At 40.3% G+C, this 18,095-nt stretch carries 21 protein-coding genes; 19 read left to right on the top strand and 2 right to left on the bottom strand.

What is annotated here, in order from left to right; genetic code table 11:
- Positions 1-8: 8 nt before the first annotated feature.
- Genes obgE through pheA form a run of 3 tightly spaced genes read left to right on the top strand, consistent with a single transcriptional unit; the run spans position 9 to position 2,683 of the window.
- Positions 9-1,289, top strand: a complete 1,281-nt coding sequence (gene obgE, locus BMW36_RS10095; protein WP_089740760.1) for a GTPase ObgE — start codon at positions 9-11, stop codon at positions 1,287-1,289.
- Between the two features lie 39 nt (positions 1,290-1,328).
- Positions 1,329-1,781: an ACT domain-containing protein gene (locus tag BMW36_RS10090; RefSeq protein WP_089740759.1), complete on the top strand. Its 453-nt coding sequence runs from the start codon at positions 1,329-1,331 to the stop codon at positions 1,779-1,781.
- A gap of 17 nt (positions 1,782-1,798) precedes the next feature.
- Positions 1,799-2,683 (top strand): prephenate dehydratase, encoded by an 885-nt coding sequence (gene pheA / locus BMW36_RS10085; RefSeq protein WP_089740758.1) that lies wholly within the window; start codon positions 1,799-1,801, stop codon positions 2,681-2,683.
- 47 nt (positions 2,684-2,730) lie between these two features.
- On the opposite strand, the gene BMW36_RS10080 is transcribed toward pheA, so the two are convergent.
- Together BMW36_RS10080 and BMW36_RS10075 are read right to left on the bottom strand one after the other, a co-directional pair.
- Positions 2,731-3,258: a transcription repressor NadR gene (locus tag BMW36_RS10080; RefSeq protein WP_089740757.1), complete on the bottom strand. Its 528-nt coding sequence runs from the start codon at positions 3,256-3,258 to the stop codon at positions 2,731-2,733.
- A complete protein-coding gene (locus BMW36_RS10075; RefSeq protein WP_245711650.1) occupies positions 3,255-4,397 on the bottom strand; it encodes an IscS subfamily cysteine desulfurase in 1,143 nt (380 codons plus the stop codon). Before BMW36_RS10075 ends, BMW36_RS10080 begins: the two co-directional genes overlap by 4 nt.
- Positions 4,398-4,481: 84 nt before the next feature.
- On the opposite strand from BMW36_RS10075, the gene nadB reads away from it, so the two are divergent.
- The 16 genes from nadB to yajC all read left to right on the top strand — a co-directional run bounded on the left by nadB (position 4,482) and on the right by yajC (position 18,080).
- The gene (gene nadB / locus BMW36_RS10070) at positions 4,482-6,002 is read left to right on the top strand and encodes an L-aspartate oxidase (protein WP_089740755.1); all 1,521 of its coding nucleotides are present in this window, start codon (positions 4,482-4,484) and stop codon (positions 6,000-6,002) included.
- Complete coding sequence (nadC, locus tag BMW36_RS10065) at positions 5,999-6,838, top strand: carboxylating nicotinate-nucleotide diphosphorylase (protein WP_089740754.1); 840 nt, start codon at positions 5,999-6,001, stop codon at positions 6,836-6,838. The genes nadB and nadC overlap by 4 nt, the downstream gene beginning before the upstream one ends.
- A complete protein-coding gene (gene nadA, locus BMW36_RS10060; protein ID WP_089740753.1) occupies positions 6,838-7,941 on the top strand; it encodes a quinolinate synthase NadA in 1,104 nt (367 codons plus the stop codon). Before nadC ends, nadA begins: the two co-directional genes overlap by 1 nt.
- Positions 7,942-8,078: 137 nt before the next feature.
- A complete protein-coding gene (safA, locus tag BMW36_RS10055) occupies positions 8,079-9,365 on the top strand; it encodes a SafA/ExsA family spore coat assembly protein (RefSeq protein WP_089740752.1) in 1,287 nt (428 codons plus the stop codon).
- A gap of 140 nt (positions 9,366-9,505) precedes the next feature.
- Positions 9,506-10,255, top strand: coding sequence for a YebC/PmpR family DNA-binding transcriptional regulator (locus BMW36_RS10050; protein WP_089740751.1), 750 nt, complete (start codon positions 9,506-9,508; stop codon positions 10,253-10,255).
- 100 nt (positions 10,256-10,355) lie between these two features.
- A complete protein-coding gene (locus tag BMW36_RS10045) occupies positions 10,356-10,898 on the top strand; it encodes an intercompartmental signaling factor BofC (protein WP_089740750.1) in 543 nt (180 codons plus the stop codon).
- Between the two features lie 173 nt (positions 10,899-11,071).
- Positions 11,072-11,542, top strand: coding sequence for a small multi-drug export protein (locus BMW36_RS10040; RefSeq protein WP_089740749.1), 471 nt, complete (start codon positions 11,072-11,074; stop codon positions 11,540-11,542).
- Positions 11,543-11,564: 22 nt separating this feature from the next.
- Positions 11,565-12,302: a hypothetical protein gene (locus BMW36_RS10035; RefSeq protein WP_089740748.1), complete on the top strand. Its 738-nt coding sequence runs from the start codon at positions 11,565-11,567 to the stop codon at positions 12,300-12,302.
- Positions 12,303-12,321: 19 nt separating this feature from the next.
- The gene (locus BMW36_RS10030) at positions 12,322-12,723 is read left to right on the top strand and encodes a GntR family transcriptional regulator (RefSeq protein ID WP_089740747.1); all 402 of its coding nucleotides are present in this window, start codon (positions 12,322-12,324) and stop codon (positions 12,721-12,723) included.
- Positions 12,716-13,585: an ATP-binding cassette domain-containing protein gene (locus BMW36_RS10025; protein ID WP_175480409.1), complete on the top strand. Its 870-nt coding sequence runs from the start codon at positions 12,716-12,718 to the stop codon at positions 13,583-13,585. The genes BMW36_RS10030 and BMW36_RS10025 overlap by 8 nt, the downstream gene beginning before the upstream one ends.
- 156 nt (positions 13,586-13,741) lie before the next feature.
- Positions 13,742-14,335 (top strand): Holliday junction branch migration protein RuvA, encoded by a 594-nt coding sequence (ruvA, locus tag BMW36_RS10020; RefSeq protein ID WP_089740745.1) that lies wholly within the window; start codon positions 13,742-13,744, stop codon positions 14,333-14,335.
- A gap of 21 nt (positions 14,336-14,356) precedes the next feature.
- Positions 14,357-15,358 carry a Holliday junction branch migration DNA helicase RuvB gene (gene ruvB / locus BMW36_RS10015; RefSeq protein WP_089740744.1) on the top strand — a complete coding sequence of 334 codons (1,002 nt, stop codon included), beginning with the start codon at positions 14,357-14,359 and terminating at the stop codon, positions 15,356-15,358.
- Positions 15,355-15,555 (top strand): DUF2905 domain-containing protein, encoded by a 201-nt coding sequence (locus tag BMW36_RS10010; protein ID WP_089740743.1) that lies wholly within the window; start codon positions 15,355-15,357, stop codon positions 15,553-15,555. The genes ruvB and BMW36_RS10010 overlap by 4 nt, the downstream gene beginning before the upstream one ends.
- Complete coding sequence (gene queA, locus BMW36_RS10005; protein ID WP_089740742.1) at positions 15,556-16,584, top strand: tRNA preQ1(34) S-adenosylmethionine ribosyltransferase-isomerase QueA; 1,029 nt, start codon at positions 15,556-15,558, stop codon at positions 16,582-16,584. It abuts the gene before it with no gap.
- 67 nt (positions 16,585-16,651) lie between these two features.
- On the top strand, positions 16,652-17,791 hold the full coding sequence (gene tgt / locus BMW36_RS10000) for a tRNA guanosine(34) transglycosylase Tgt (protein WP_089740741.1): 1,140 nt from the start codon (positions 16,652-16,654) through the stop codon (positions 17,789-17,791).
- Between the two features lie 25 nt (positions 17,792-17,816).
- On the top strand, positions 17,817-18,080 hold the full coding sequence (gene yajC, locus BMW36_RS09995; protein ID WP_089740740.1) for a preprotein translocase subunit YajC: 264 nt from the start codon (positions 17,817-17,819) through the stop codon (positions 18,078-18,080).
- Positions 18,081-18,095 lie beyond the last annotated feature (15 nt).

Below are 18,095 nucleotides of genomic sequence, written 5' to 3'. Positions count from 1 at the left end.
TGATTCGAATGTTTGTCGATCAAGTCAAAGTTTATGTGAAAGCAGGAGATGGCGGTAACGGAATTGTTGCCTTTCGTCGTGAAATATATGTTCCAATGGGTGGCCCGGCAGGTGGAGATGGCGGTAACGGTGGAGATATTATCTTCGAAGTTGATGAAGGTTTAAACACATTAATGGATTTTCGTTATCAGAGACATTTTAAAGCAAAACGTGGAGAAAATGGTATGGGAAAAGGGATGCATGGTAAGAATGCAGAGCCTTTAGTCCTGACTGTTCCTCCAGGCACAACAGTCAAAGATGTGAACACAGGAGAAGTATTGGCAGATTTAATTGAAAATAAACAACGTGCGGTGATTGCAAAAGGCGGGCGAGGCGGACGTGGAAACATCCGCTTTGCCACTGCAAGAAATCCTGCACCGGAAATTGCGGAAAATGGGGAACCTGGTGTCGAAAGAGATATCCAAATTGAATTAAAATTAATTGCAGATGTTGGGTTAGTAGGTTTTCCAAGTGTCGGTAAATCCACCTTATTGTCTGTAGTAAGTGCGGCTAGGCCAAAAATTGCGGATTATCACTTTACCACATTATCACCAAATCTTGGAGTTGTGGATACACAGGATCACCGAAGTTTTGTACTAGCAGACTTGCCTGGATTAATCGAAGGAGCACATGAAGGTATCGGTTTAGGTCATCAGTTCTTACGCCATGTGGAGAGAACGCGTGTTGTTCTGCACGTACTGGATATGGCTGGGACAGAAGGCAGAGATCCGTATGATGACTTCATTACAATTAATAAAGAACTGGAGCAGTATGATCCGACCATTCTAGAACGCCCTCAAATCATTGTAGCTAATAAAATGGATTTACCTGAAGCGGAGGAGCAGCTGGCATTCTTTAAGGAACAGCTGGAAGAGGATTATCCGATTTTTCCAATTTCGACTGTTACGCGTGAAGGAATTCGTGATCTGTTGTTTGCTGTTGCAAATAAATTGGATGAAATACCGAAAAACTACAAACCGATTGAAGAGAAAGAGGACCGTGTAGTTTACCGCTTTGAAAAACAGGAGAAAGCATTTAGAATTACAAGAGATCCGGACGGTGCCTTTGTGCTTTCAGGTGACCAGATAGAAAAGTTATTTAAAATGACTGACTTAACACGGGATGAATCAATCCAGCGTTTTTCAAGGCAATTACGCGGAATGGGTGTTGATGAAGCATTACGTGAAAGAGGAGCAGAAGACGGCGACATAGTAAGATTACTTGATTACGAATTTGAGTTTATGGAATAAAAAAGAATAGGCTCGTTTCAAATAAAGGGGAATGAATGAATGCCTGGAAAGAATGAAAAATTCTACTTGGTACGTGAGGACTTTTTACCGGATGGAATGAAAAAAACAATTGAAGCGAAAAAATTACTCGAGGGCAAGAAAGCTGATTCGATTCATGAAGCAACGAAAAAAATTGGCTTATCCCGCAGTGTTTTTTATAAATATCGTGATGCTGTCTTTCCGTTTCAGCATATGGTGAAAGAGCAAATGCTCACATTATTCTTCCATCTGGAAGACCAGACAGGTGCATTATCCCATTTGCTGTCAATGGTGGCAAATGCCGGCTGTAATATTTTAACGATCCACCAGACGATCCCGATTCAAGGGAAAGCAAATGTTACCTTATCTTTGAATACCACAGGAATGACCATAGAGATTGATGAATTATTACATCAGTTAAAACAAGTATCATATGTTAATCAAGTAGAAATATTAAGCTCAGGCGTGTCTTAATAGGGGGAACAAATCTCATGTCAGAAACAATAGGATACCTTGGACCAAAAGGTACTTTTACAAAAATAGCAGTAGATGCGATGTTTAATGGTGAAGTGAAAAAAGGATATAAGAACATTCCGGAAAGTATTGATGCTGTACAAAACGGGGAAATCGACTATGCAGTTGTTCCACTCGAAAATACAATCGAAGGAACGGTGAACGTCACACTCGATTATTTAATTCAGGCAGATAGAGTGAAAATTGTCAGTGAGGTAATTGTTCCGATACGACAGCATTTGATGGTTCACTCGAATAATAAAACTCAACCGTTAGAGGAGCTTGATGTCATTTATTCCCATCCGCATGCAATTGCACAGTGTCATGCTTTTTTGAGGAAGCAACTGCCAGCTGTCAAAGCACAGACTATGACTTCCACAGCTGCAGCTGCAGAGTATGTTAGTAACCACCCTGAAGAGAAGGTTGCCGCAATTGCTAACCATTTAGCAGCGAAAGAATATAATCTGGATATTGTGAAAAAAGATATTCATGATTTTGATAATAACCATACAAGATTTGTTGTATTGCACAAAGACGATACGGCATTAACTTCGAACAAACTGGAGGAAAAAGGGTATAAAACCTCGATAACAGTATCCTTGCCTTCTGATCGTCCAGGTGCTTTACATCAGGTTTTATCTGCTTTTGCCTGGCGAAATTTAAACTTATCCAAGATTGAATCAAGGCCAATGAAAACAGGATTGGGGAATTATTACTTCTTTATTGATATTGAACAGAAAATGGATGATGTCCTCATTCCAAATGCAATAGCAGAGATGGAGTCACTGGGATGTTCTGTTTCCGTATTAGGAAGCTATCCTTATTATTTGCACAGTGGAAATGGGGTAACGCTTGCGGTTTAAAATCGCAAGCGTTTCTTCATTAGGGGATTAGGCAATGGAAATCGGCTTTATTTGAATATGAACCCTTTTTCCTTTAATGCCTCATATGCTTTCTCCAATTTCCATTCCTGGTCTGCGGTGATTGTATGATTATGTACACCATCTGTTAACTCTAATAAATACGGAGCATTTTTCTGCTCAATTCTCTCCACAAATGTATCTACTTCTGCTCTGTTGCTTACCATAATGGATGCTTTCAGATCACCATAAATCGGGTGTTCGATCATCACATCTTTTACCATTGCTCCATTATCAACAATTGTATATAATTCTTCTCTTGTATCCTCACGGTTATGACGGCATGCAATTAACTTTTCATATGGCTTGGCTTCATTCTGCTGCATATATAAATATCCACTGCTTGTTGCAATAATTGGATGGTTTTGCGCTTTTAATAAAGTAATATCCTGGACAATCACTTGCCTGCTGACCTTTGCTTTCTCAGCTAGTTCCCCACCGGTAATAGGGTTGTTTGCTTCTTGTAACCAGCTTTTTATTGCATTTCTTCTGTCATTACCTGCTAATTTTTTCGTCATAAACTTATACGTTCCTCCTCTATCCTGGTGAAAATTTTCGATGATATGTCGATTATCTGATCAATGTCCTGCATTGTAGTCAAATGGCTGAATGAGAAGCGAATGTACCGTTTCCCATCCTCCTGCTTTTTTAAAAAGGGCCGGATAGCCCGCGGGATTTGCTGCTGTCCAATACTGCAGGCACTTCCCGTGGAAATGGCTACACCATAGCGATTATACTCTAATAAAATATAATCACCCTGCATCGTATCAGCTATACATCCTGCAATACTTGGACACCCTGTTTCGATCACTGTGAGTGGAATATGATGTTCCTTCAATTGACTGATAAAATAACGTTTAATATCCAATAAATGGGCATGATTTTCCTGCAAATGTCTGTTCATATAGCTGGCTGCATAAGCAAAAGCAGCAGCCCCAGCCACATCTGCAGTTCCCGGTCGGATTCCTTTTTCCTGATTCATATTAATTGGATGTGCAGTTAACGGAATGGCCTTATGAAAATAAACGGCTCCCACCCCTTTAGGTCCGAAGACTTTATGGCTGGAGACCGTAATGGCATCCACCGGTATCTCCTTCAGGTCAATCTTTATTTTACCAAATGATTGAACACAATCGCTATGAAAATATACTTTTCGCTGTTGTAAAATGTGGGCAATCTGTTTAATTGGCTGAATAACTCCTGTTTCCCCGTTGACATACTGGATAGAAACAAGGCATGTATCAGGTCTTAGCTCTGCAGTCAGTTCGTCTATATTAATTTGGCCATTCCTGTTTCCTTCAAGAAATGTGACCTCAATACACCCTAATTCCTGTAAATGGAGCAGATGGTAATAGACTGAACTGTGCTCCATCATAGAAGAAATTACATGCTTCTTTCCCTGACAGGATCTGAGCAATGTGTCAATAGCTAACACATTACCTTCCGTTCCTCCGCTTGTAAAATAAATCGTATCACTTGTTGTATGTAATGTATCTGCTAACATTTCTCTCGCATTCTGTAATATATTCGCTGCACTGGAACCACTATCGTGCAGGCTGCTGGCATTACCGTAATATTTTCGCGCTACCTCATGATAAACAGATAAAGCATCCTCCATCATTGGTGTAGTAGCAGCATAGTCACAATAGATCATCATAAAACTCCTCTCAAAAAAACCTTGCCTTTCCAATCATTATATGTAATTATATGTGTAAAGACAACTGTAAAGTAAGGTGGAATAATGAGAAAGCAAAAAGTCATCATCATTGGTTCAGGGATTGCAGCTCACGTTGTTGCAAGCAAGCTTTTCCCAGCAAGTGATGTAATCATGATTACAAAGGGAAGGTATGCTGATCATAACAACTCCATAAAAGCACAGGGAGGAATAGCTGCAGCACTGGGACCAGGGGACAACTGGCAGCAGCATTATCAGGATACGATCAAAGCCGGAAGGAATTACAATGACAAAAGTGCAGTCGAATTTTTAACGAAAGAGGGGATTCGGCAAATACATGAATTAAGCGGTCATCTTCCGGTTGATAAAAATTTCCAGGGAAATATTGATTTTGGTAAAGAAGGTGCACACAAGCATCGCCGGATAGTTCACCTTGGTGGAGACCAGACAGGAATACATCTGATGGCATATTATCAGAACATCGTTCGAGGCAATATACAAGTCATCGAAAACCAGACTGCCGTTGAATGCATCAAGGAAAATAAACAATGTGTTGGAATTGTCACAATTGATCAGCGTGATCATTTTCACTTTCACTTTGCTGACCATATTGTTCTTGCGACAGGAGGATGCGGCGGATTATATGAATTTACTTCCAATCATTATACAGTAACAGGTGATGGAATATCCATAGCTTACAATGCTGGTGCTGTCATAAAAGATATGGAATTTATTCAATTTCATCCAACGATGCTTAAAGGTGGAACTGGTCTTATTTCTGAAGCTGTCAGGGGTGAAGGAGCAATATTAGTAGACCAGCGTCGTAAACCTTTTATGTCTTCCTACCATGAAGATGAGGATCTCGCACCAAGAGATATAGTAGCAAGGGCGATGTTTAGTGAAGAAAGAAAAGGAAATGATGTTTTCCTGAATATTAACCGTATTAATCGATTTAGTGAAAGGTTTCCTCAAATTACCGCTTTATGTGAAAAGTCGCACATTGATTGGAAAAAGGGATTCATTCCAGTTACTCCATGTGCCCATTTTATGATGGGCGGAATCAAGGTAACACTTGATGGAGAAACATCGATTCCTGGACTGTATGCAGTTGGTGAGACTGCGTGTACGGGTGTCCATGGGGCGAATCGGCTTGCTAGCAATTCATTATTGGAAGCAATTGTTTTTGGAAATCGCCTTGCAAGTAAATTACAATTTCATTCCAGTAATCTCGGTCCATTACCAGCTAAAGCGAGCATAAAAGCTGTTGAAAGGGATCACAAACTACCGGATATTAGTATACTACAGAGAAAAATGAAGATAAACGTCGGCATGGAACGGAATGAAAAGCAATTGACAGAAATGAAAGGATGGCTGGAGAGTTATATTAAAGAATTGCCTGATGTAAGAAATTTGACCAGAAACCAAATTGAAGTAAGTCATATGCTCAGAACGGCATGGCTGATAACAACTTCAGCCCTTCACAGGAATTCGAGTATCGGGGCACATTACCGGGAGGATAGTGCAGGACCGCCATCTATGAATCCGGTTGAACTGCACAGAAGGGAAATAAAGGAGGCAATACATTGAACAGATGGTTATTTCGAAAAAAGCTGGAAGCATTTTTTCAGGAGGATATTGGAGATGGGGATAAAACATCTGAATATTTGTTTGAAAATGATCAGGTGATTGAGGGGGAATTTCTCGCCAAAGAAGATGGTGTTTTTTCAGGTGAAAAAGTATTAATGGAAGGATATCCATTGCTGGACTCTGATGTCCATATTCACCTGCTGAAAAGAGATGGCGATATTGTACAGAAAGGTGACACGATAGCGATTGTTAAAGGGAATAATAAAGCAATATTGTCAGGGGAGAGGGTGATTTTAAACCTGATCCAGCGGATGAGCGGGATTGCCACTATTACCAGTCAGGTAGTTCAAGAACTGAATAATCCGGAAATCCATGTATGTGATACTAGAAAGACAACACCAGGGTTAAGAATGCTTGAAAAATACGCAGTGACGTGCGGTGGTGGGAAAAATCACCGGCATGGGTTATATGATGGAATTATGATAAAGGATAATCATATTAAGGCAGCAGGTTCTCTCACAAGAGCTGTCGAAAAGGTGCGCAAAAAAGCTGGTCATATGATTAAAGTGGAAGTAGAAGTGGAGAATGAATCACAGTTAATAGAAGCAATTGACTCTAATGTCGATGTGATCATGCTTGATAATCAGACGCCTGAACAGATCAGACAATGGATCGATAAAATTCCTGATTCTATCACCACAGAAGCATCCGGTAATATTACACTCCAGAATATCGCCACATACCGTGAAACAGGAGTAAATTACATATCTCTCGGGTTTATTACACATTCAGCTAAAGCATTAGATATCAGTTTACGTTTAATGGGGGAAGAATAATGAGTATAGTACAGCTTTTACAAACAGAACGGTCTATATTACCGGAAAAGTATAAAAAAATGACAGACAAAGAAATGAAAGCAAGAATTACTGAAATAAAAACAAAGCTTGGAAATGATCTGTTCATTCCCGGACATCATTACCAGAAGGATGAAGTAATCCAGTTTGCTGATTCAAGCGGTGACTCCTTACAACTAGCACAGGTTTCTGCCAAACAAAGTGCAAGAATGATTGTTTTTTGCGGGGTACATTTTATGGCAGAAACAGCGGATATTTTAACAGCAGATTACCAAAGAGTGATTTTACCAGATTTACGTGCAGGCTGTTCGATGGCAGACATGGCAAATGATCTGCAGACAGATGAAGCATGGGAAGCATTGCAAGGCATGTTTAGTGATACCATTTTGCCTTTAACGTATGTAAATTCTACCGCATCTATAAAAGCGTTCGTCGGACGGAATGGCGGAGCAACAGTTACCTCTTCGAATGCAAAAAAAATGGTTAAATGGGCGCTGGACCAGAAAGAAAGGCTGTTGTTTCTTCCAGATCAGCATCTTGGCCGCAATACTGCATATGATTTAGGAATACGCCTCGATGAAATGGCTGTCTGGGATCCGATTCAACGGAAACTGGTATATGAGGGAGACTATCAGCATATAAAAGTGATTTTATGGAAAGGTCATTGTTCTGTCCATGAAAATTTTACGGTAGAAAATATCAAGCAAATCCGTGAAAAGCAACCGGACATGAATATTATTGTACACCCGGAATGTAGTCATGAAGTTGTCCAGAAGGCTGATTATGCTGGATCGACGAAATATATTATTGAAACAATTGAAAGGGCAGAAGCTGGCTCAGAGTGGGCAATCGGTACAGAAATGAATTTAGTGAACCGTCTCCGTAAAAAAAATCCGGACAAGAATATTACGTCACTTAATCCATACATGTGTCCATGTTTAACGATGAACCGAATCGATTTGCCGCATTTGTTATGGGTATTGGAAGAACTGGTACAGGGGAATATTTGTAATGAAATTAAAGTAGAAAAATCCATTGCGAATGAGGCGAAAATTGCTTTGGATCGAATGTTGCGGCTTTCCTGAATGAATAAGAGAAGGTATTTCGTAATAATACGGGATATCTTTTCTTTTTTTATTCAACATTTTAGGCTTTATGCATATGTTGATAAAGAAGACGGAACAGGTGCCTAGATACTTATGAATAGAAAGGAGTAAGTACATTGAAAATTCACGTTGTGCAGAAAAATGAAACATTATGGACGATTGCGCAAAAGTATGGGGTGGATTTTGACGAATTAATTGCTGTTAATCAACAATTATCTGATCCGGATATGCTAATGCCGGGAATGAAAATAAAAATCCCGACTGGAAGTAATAAAGACCAGCCGGCAACCCCGCCAAAAAAGCAGCAGACTGTACCAGCTGAAAAAGAGAAACAGGAAGAAAAGCCGAAGAAACCCGCACAGCCTAAGAATCAAATTCTTCCGGAGATTAAAGAAGATGAAGATAAAAAGTGGGAGCCATTAAAAAAGGAGTTGCCTTCATTGCCTATTCATTTTAACAAGCAGCAGCCTGCAAAAAAAGAACAGCCAAAACAACCTGTTATGCCCCAACAACAACCAAGTCAGGATTTAAAATGGCTGCAGTTTACATCAAATATGAACAATTTCGAAACTAATATTCAGCCGATGCAACCAGTGGAACATGCTGAAGAGCCTCCTGTATCACCTAAACCGCAAATGGAAATGCCGCAGCAGCCACAAATGCATGCACCACAACAATCGATGCCGAAACCGCAGTATGTTCAGCCAATGCAGATGCAGCCACAGGCACCATGCTATTCCAAGGAGGGTATTCCGTTTGGTTATGGCCATGCAGTGCCAATGCATCATAATAAACCGGCACCAGACTATCCATTCCCGGACAACTTCCAGCCGAATTTATTAGGTGCACATCAGCAACAGCCGATGCACTATAACATGAACCAGCCAAATATGATGCAGCAACCAGGGATGATGCCGCAACAGCAGTCAATGCAGCAACCAGGAATGATGCCGCAACAGCAGCCAATGCAGCAACCAGGAATGATGCCGCAACAGCAGTCAATGCAGCAACCAGGAATGATGCCACAGCAACAATCAATGCAGCAACCAGGAATGATGCCACAGCAGCAGTCAATGCAGCAACCAGGAATGATGCCACAGCAACAATCAATGCAGCAACCAGGAATGATGCCGCAACAGCAGCCGATGATGGACAATGACCAACAGCCATGGGGAGAGCAGTTGTCACCAATGCAGCAGCCGATGATGAACCCACATCATTTAAACGTCCCGCAGCCAGGAATGCCGGGATACCCAATGGCACCATTTCCGCAGCAAGGTTTCGGGCAGTCGCCATATGGAATGCAGCAGCCAGCAATGAATCCGATGCATCACCAGGGTATGATGACTCCATATAACCACCATAAAAAGGATGATTGCGGGTGCGGAAGCCGGGACGAATAAACAGTAACCAGACGATTCAATTGAGTCGTCTATTTTTTTTGCATGCTTTACCGGACAAAGTTAGCCCATTTAAAAAAGCTAAAAGATTATGATAAACTAAAAAGAAGAAATGATAAAGTTTTACTAGAGAGGTGAGGAGAATGGCAGGACATTCCAAATGGAAGAACATCCAGCGCAGGAAAAATGCACAAGATGCGAAGCGCGGAAAGATTTTTATGAAACATGCGAAAGATATATATCTGGCAGCAAAACAGGGCGGAGGAGATCCTGATATGAATCCATCTTTAAGACTTGCTGTAGATAAAGCTAAATCTGATAATATGCCAAATGATAACATAGACCGTGCGATCAAAAAGGCAACAGGCAATCTTGATGGGGCAAATTTTGAAGAATTAACATATGAAGGTTACGGTCCCGGCGGAACAGCTGTGATGGTGGAAGTATTGACAGATAACAGAAACCGCACAGCTTCGGAACTTCGCCATGCTTTCAGCCGGAATGGCGGTAATCTCGGTGAAAACGGCTGTGTGGCGTTTATGTTTCATCGTAAAGGTTATTTAGTAATAGAGCAATCAACTACAGAGGCAGATGAGGATTCCATCATGCTCGAAGTAATCGAAGCTGGAGCGGAAGAGATGGAAACAGCTGATGGTGCCTATGAAATATATACAGATCCTGATGACTTCCAATCGGTGAAAATGGCATTGGAAGAGAGCGGATTTACTTTTGCAACAGCTGAAGTGACCATGATACCTGAAACGCTGTCTGATGTTGATAAGGACTCTGCAGAAAAAATGGTCAAGCTTGTTCATATGTTAGAAGATATGGAAGATGTACAGGAAGTTTATCATAATCTAAATGCTGATGAAGAAATAATGGACCAGCTCTAAGCAGAAAGAACTGTCTTTAACAGAAAAAGGCAGTTTTTTTGGTTAATTCAGATTGTTCTGGATATGCTAATAGTAACCTGGATTTGAATGGAGGATGAAAATGCATAAAATCTGGTTACTATTAAATGGACTAGTCTTGGTTACAGGCTGTATCTATCTGCTGAACGTAAACCAGCAGCCTGCGGATACGAAAATAGAAGCAGAAGCGGCTGATGTTATGAGCCGGGAACCATTAGCCATTGAGGTCATGCTGGAAAAGCATTATATTGATGGTCAAACAGAAGTGGAACAAAGAACGGAAACCATCACTTCCATGGAAGATTTCTGGTCCTATTATGAAGATTGGAACTTAGTCGAACAGAAACAGGGATTTATGCGATTTCGGAAAGATATGAACGACATTTCTCCATATGTTAAGACTTACGGATATTTTGGTTTGAAAGATGGCGTATTAACCATTTTTGAAGGCATACCAGTAAATGAAGCGGTCATTCATTCATTTTTCCATATTGATACAGATGAATTAGAGAGTAACCTGTTAGAAGACCTGCAAAACGGGATAAAAATAGAGACGAAGGCTGATTATGAAAGAGTATTGGAAACATACCGTTCCTACCACCATTCAGAAGCGGTAAGCAGCTGACGACAAAATAAAGTAATCATAGCAAAACAAAAGCCGAACGAGTTCGTTTGGTTTTTTTTTGTTTAAAAAACTTCTTTGCAAGATGGGGAGAAAGATTATCTTGCAAATTTGAAAAGCATAGTGTTATACTGTGTATATCAATATAAACAGTATAACACTAGGGGGAGATAATCATGTTAGATTTAGTTTGGGCGTATGTTCTGGTTTTTGTTCTGTCAGCAGTTCCTTTTTTTGAGGCGATTATAATTACACCTGTTGCTATCATTGCAGGAATACCGGCTATTCCGGTTTTTATTCTGGCGATTGTCGGGAATTTACTAACTGTTTATTTAATTATTCTTTTCATTGAAAAAGTCAGATCATGGAGAAAGAAAAAAGGAGATAACGGAAAGCGCTCCGGCCGTGCAAAGCAATTGTGGAATAAGTACGGACTTCCGGGACTTTCATTGCTTGGTCCATTTTTTGTCGGAAGCCATTTAACCGCATTTTTAAGTCTAATATTCGGCGGTACGAAAAAAAGGGTAACATTATGGCTGACAATAAGTGTGACAGGCTGGAGTTTAGTTTTTGGTATTCTTGCTTATTTCGGTATTGACTGGTTAAATGTAGATAATCAGTTTCTTGAGGGCATCTTTAAACAATAAAAAGTAATGGGAGATGATGGCAATGTGGAAGGAATCATGGATAATCACCAAAAACGAATTGATGATCCTCTGGCAGTCCTTTCTAGGAACACTGCTTGCCACCATACTGATAGGAATGATGAGCGCATCCCTGCTGGAGCAAATGGTACCGGTATTAACGGATGAAGAGCATTTGTACAGCAGCATTCCGCTTGATATATTGTTTCTATTCCTTACACCATGTTATTCAACCATTTTTTTGTCAAGCCCTTATTTGAGCTTTAAAACAATAAAAGAAGATCCGTTTGGGAAAAGAATGGCATTATACCGGGCGATGCCGGTCTCGACAAGTATATTAGCCGGCAGCCGTCTGTTATTAATGATTGTTACATTTGTCGCATTATCGATAACCTATTACATTTCCATCACATTTAGTTTGTCCGACAGTTTTTATCAGCTTGTAACAATGGAAACGTATATTCCTTTCATTGTATTCTGGCTTGGATACTCTCTGCTGATTGGAAGTTTAAATGTTTATATTGAGTATGGAACAAATGGAAAAATACTGTATATTTTTTCATTCCTGTACGGGTTAGTAATGGTTACAGTCATTATTATTTTCTGGACAATCTGGAATAGTGGTATGGTAGAAGCAGTCTTAAAAATGGTAAACCAGACAGGCTGGTTATCAGCAGTGCTCATGTTGATACTTGGTATTATAAGTTTTATCTGCTGGGGCATGTTGTTAAAGAAACGGTTGAACAACAGGGATTATTTGTAATGGAAGGAGGGGATCACTGATGAAGCTACCAATTAGTGTGTCTGAAGGCAGCAAGGAACCGATCTATTATCAGATTGAAACACAACTAAAAAACCTGGTCATTAGCGGACAATTAGCTGCGGGCACTTTACTGCCTTCAATCAGGGCCTTATCAAGTGACCTTTCTTGCAGTGTGATAACGACAAGACGTGCCTATCAGAATTTAGAAAATGAAGGGTTTATCCAAACTGTTCAAGGTAAGGGTACATTTGTCAGAGATATCGGACAACAGGTAAAGGCAGAGACAAAGGAAACAACGGGGTATTCCTATATTATGAAGTTATTAAAGGATTTATCCGCATTAGGTTTTTCCGAAAAAGAGATTAAGCAATTGATACAAAAAGCGATACTGGAGTGGGAGGGAGGAAATGACTTTGAGTAACTATCTGCTGGAAGTAGAGCAATTATCCAAATCATTTAAATACTTTGATTTTGGGCCGGTGAATCTGAAAGCAGAGACAGGAACAGTCATTGCACTTGTCGGGGAAAACGGATCAGGAAAAAGTACATTTTTTCACCTAATTCTGTCACTGTTAAAACCAGATAAAGGGACGGTTACCTGTTTTGGACAGAACATGCATGAAAATAGAAGTCTACTAGAGAATATCGGCTATGCTGGCAATAATTTATATGAAGTCTATGGTCATCTTCCCATTAAAAGAATAGCGAAGCTTGTCCGTCACTGGTACCCGCAATGGGATGATGCAAAGTATAAAAAAATGATAGACAAATACCAGATAAATGAAAAGGAAAGATACCAGAATTGCTCGACAGGTACTAAGAAGAAAATACAATTCATTTTCGCGATGGTGCATTCACCAAAACTGTTATTACTTGATGAACCATTTTCCGGTGTTGATATTATTTCCAAACGTTACATGAAGGGGGAATTGCTGGAATTTATGGAGCATCCGGACCATACAATCATCATATCCACCCATCAGCAGGAAGAAATCAGTTCACTATGTGATATAATATGGTTAATGAATCGCGGCCGGATTATTGCAGAAGTTGAAAAAGATGAAATCAACGAGCGGTGGAGACGGGTGTGGATAAATAAACTGCCTGATATGATAAAACAGCACCAGCTTGTCATTGATTTTGACGAAGAATCCCCATCTCTTGTAACAGATAATTTCCTGGAGTTAGAAAAGCTGCTTGTACAGGAAAATCTGACATACAGCCACCAGTACAGACTGGAGCTTGATGAGATTCTTGCATATATGATGGAGAAAGGCAGATAGGAATGTACCTATCTCTTTTTTTTTGCAATAATGTTGGAGATATACGAATGACAACAACTTATGATAGACTTTAAATAGACGATAGACACTTGAATCAGCGGATAGAATAGGCTATGATAGATACGAACATATGATTGATTAATAAGGTGGATTCTCATGATTGCATATATAAGAGGAAAAATAGCTGAAATTACAGATCAGGCTGTTTATGTGGAAGCAAATGGAGTAGGATATGAATTAATCTGTCCCAATCCATTTCGATTTCAGAACAAACTAGGCCAGACAGACAAAATTTATACATATCACCATGTACGGGAAGATGCTCAAATATTGTACGGTTTTGAAAAAAATGAGGAAAAAACGCTGTTTGCAAAAATTCTGAATGTATCAGGTATCGGGCCAAAAGGTGCTTTGGCAGTATTGGCATCTACAGGTGTCCAGGATTTTGTAATGGCAATTGAACAGGAGAATGAGAAATTCCTAACAGGGTTTCCTGGTGTCGGGAAGAAAACGGCGAGACAGATGATCCTTGATTTAAAAGGGAAACTCCCATTTGATTATACGGTAGAAGAGGTTAACGTAAAACAGGAAACTGGCAATAATGATGCACTGGAAGAAGCGATAGAGGCGTTGAAAGCATTAGGCTATTCCGATAGAGAAATTAATCAGATAAAGCCGAAATTGAAGCAGGAAAAACAGCAGGAAGCAGATGGTTATATTCGGAAGGGTCTTGCTTTAATGATGAAATAGTCAATGAAAGGAGCTAGCTTAATGGAGGAACGGATAATATCAGGAGAACAGCTTGAACAGGACACATATGAAGAACTGACTCTCCGGCCACAGCTTCTGAAGCAATATATAGGACAGCATAAAGCAAAAGAAAACTTAGCTATATTTATTGAAGCAGCAAAAATGCGTAATGAAGCACTTGATCATGTGCTGCTTTACGGCCCTCCTGGACTCGGGAAGACGACAATGGCCCAGATTATTGCTAATGAGATGGGTGTTCAGTTTAAATCAACTTCCGGCCCGGCGATAGAAAGATCGGGAGATTTAGCAGCAATTTTATCTTCACTGGAAGTTGGGGATGTTCTTTTTATTGATGAAATTCATCGTTTGCCAAGGGCTGTGGAGGAAATATTATATCCGGCGATGGAAGATTTCTGTTTGGATATTGTGATCGGTTCAGGACCTGGTGCAAGGTCTGTTCAATTAGATTTGCCGCCATTTACATTAGTTGGTGCGACAACCCGTGCAGGACTTTTAACTGCACCGCTGAGGGACAGATTCGGAGTTTTAAGCAGACTAGAATTTTATGAAATAAGGGATTTGTGTGCGATTGTCGAAAGAACAGCGGAAATATTCGAAACACCAATTGATAAAAAGGCAGCACTCGAAATCGCCCGCAGGTCAAGAGGGACCCCGAGGATTGCGAACAGGCTGTTAAAAAGGGTCCGGGACATTTCGCAGGTAAAGGGGGAACAGGAAATTTCCCTGTCAACAGCCCAGCATGCCTTAAAGATGTTACAAGTTGATGATGAAGGGCTTGACCAGATCGATCACAAGCTGTTACTTGCAATGATTGAAGGTTTTCAAGGCGGTCCGGTTGGATTAGATACGATTGCTGCATCAATTGGAGAGGAATCGCAAACAATAGAGGATGTATATGAGCCATTTCTGCTTCAGCAAGGATTTATCCAGCGGACCCCGAGAGGGAGAGTGGTTACACCAAAAGCCTATGCCCATTTTAATCTGGAGGTGCCTCGGACTTGACGGATTTTGGCAAAATCTTTATTGTAATAGGGGTTGTATGTATTATTATCGGGCTGATTTGGAATTTCATTGGAAGACTACCAGGAGATATCAGTTTCCAGAAAGGGAATTTTTCGTTCCATTTTCCGATAATGACATCGATTGTTGTAAGTATTATCTTAACATTGATTTTTTACGTGATAGGACGGTTTAAGTAGATGAGAATAGAAGATTTTGATTTTAACCTGCCAGAAGAATTAATTGCACAGACTCCATTAAAAGACCGTACAAGCTCCCGGCTGATGGTACTGGATAAAGAAAAACATACAATCCGGAATCATCATTTTTATGAAGTGATTGACTTTCTGAATGAAGGTGACTGTTTAGTGTTAAATGACACGAAAGTGCTCCCTGCCCGTCTTTACGGGACGAAAACAGATACTGGCGGCAAGGTGGAAGTTCTGTTATTAACACAAATGGAAAATGATGACTGGGAAGTGCTTGTTAAGCCGGCAAAGCGTATTAAAGCTGGTACGGAGATTAGCTTTGGTGATGGAAAATTAACCGCAACATGTATCGATACAAAGGACCATGGCGGCCGTATACTTCGTTTTCATTATGAAGGAATTTTTTACGAAGTTTTGGATGAGCTTGGTGAAATGCCGTTACCACCATATATTAAAGAGCAGCTGAATGAGAGGGACCGGTATCAGACGGTTTATGCGAAAGAAGAAGGATCTGCAGCTGCCCCTACAGCAGGTTTGCATTTTACAGAGGATCTGTTAGAAAAAATAAAGCAAAAAGGAATTGAAATTGCTTTTATAACCTTGCACGTCGGTTTAGGAACATTTCGCCCGGTAAGTGTAGAGGATGTAGAAACACATGAGATGCATGCAGAGTTTTACCAGATGACGGAAGAAACTGCTGCTCAGTTGAATGCTGTGAAAAAACGCGGTGGAAGGATTATCTCTGTTGGTACGACTTCCACAAGAACATTGGAGACCATTGCCAGGGATACTGGCGGAACTTTTGCTGCTAAAAACGGCTGGACAGATATTTTTATTTATCCACCATATACGTTTAAGGCAATTGACGGATTAATTACCAATTTCCATTTACCGAAATCAACCCTGATCATGCTTGTAAGTGCATTGGCAGACCGGGACTTTATTCTGGAGGCATACAACAAAGCAGTAGAAGAAAAATACAGATTTTTCAGCTTTGGTGATGCTATGCTAATTTTGTAGTGCGATTCATTTTAACTAGTAAGAAGACAAAGGATAATAGTTTTTCTCATAAGGAAGGACAATGACAATGACAGCAATTACTTATGAACATATTAAAACATGTAAACAAACAGGTGCCAGACTTGGGAAAGTACACACCCCTCACGGCTCTTTTGATACACCTGCATTTATGCCTGTAGGTACATTGGCAACAGTAAAAACAATGAGTCCGGAAGAATTAAAACAGATGGGTGCGAATATGATTTTATCAAATACGTATCATTTATGGCTGCGCCCTGGTCATGATATTGTGAAAGAAGCTGGCGGATTACATAAGTTCATGAATTGGGATGGTGCGATACTTACTGATTCCGGCGGTTTCCAGGTATTCAGCTTAAGTGATTTACGAAAAATTGAAGAAGAAGGCGTTCATTTCCGCAATCATTTAAATGGGGAGAAATTATTCCTGTCACCAGAGAAAGCGATGGAAATTCAAAATGCGCTAGGTTCAGATATTATGATGGCATTTGATGAGTGCCCGCCATATCCCGCAGAATATGAATATATGAAGAAGTCGGTGGAACGAACAAGCCGTTGGGCAGAACGGTGTTTGGAAGCGCACGGTCGTAAGGAAGACCAGGGATTATTCGGAATTGTGCAAGGCGGCGAATATGAAGAACTCCGCAAACTTAGTGCTTCTGATTTAACTTCACTGGACTTCCCTGGATATGCGATTGGCGGGCTTTCAGTAGGGGAACCGAAAGATGTGATGAACCGTGTACTGGAATTTACGACACCTTTACTACCAGCAGATAAGCCCAGATATTTAATGGGTGTAGGCTCACCGGACTCATTAATCGATGGTGCGATTCGCGGTGTGGATATGTTTGATTGTGTACTGCCGACAAGAATTGCCCGCAACGGAACATGTATGACATCAGAGGGACGATTAGTAGTACGCAATGCAAAATATGCACGTGATTTTACCCCATTGGATCCTAACTGTGATTGCCATGTTTGTAAAAATTATACTCGTGCATATATTCGTCACTTAGTAAAAGCGAATGAAACGTTCGGTTTCAGGCTTACTACTTATCATAATCTTTATTTTCTGTTAAAATTAATGGAACAAGTTCGTGAAGCGATAATGCAGGACCGACTTGGGGATTTCAGAGAAGAATTCTTTGAACAATATGGTTTTAATAAGCCGAATGCGAAGAATTTCTAAAAAATAAAGGGGGGAAATATACAGAATGGAAATGTTAATTTCACTTTCACCATTGTTGATTATGGTAGTGATCTTCTATTTTCTTTTGATCAGACCACAGCAAAAGAAACAGAAGCAGGTACGCCAGATGCAATCAGAATTGAAAAAAGGCGATAAGATTGTTACAATCGGCGGATTTCATGGTACTGTCCATGCACTGGATGAAGACAAAATTGTTTTAATCACCGATGGCGGCACGAAGCTTACATATGATCGCTCAGCAGTTCGCGATGTAACCGAACAATTGTAATCATTGAATACAAGA

Source organism: Gracilibacillus ureilyticus, from assembly GCF_900111195.1.
In the GTDB taxonomy this organism is placed as follows: domain Bacteria; phylum Bacillota; class Bacilli; order Bacillales; family Amphibacillaceae; genus Gracilibacillus; species Gracilibacillus ureilyticus.
This window is presented reverse-complemented; position numbering and strand designations above follow the sequence as displayed.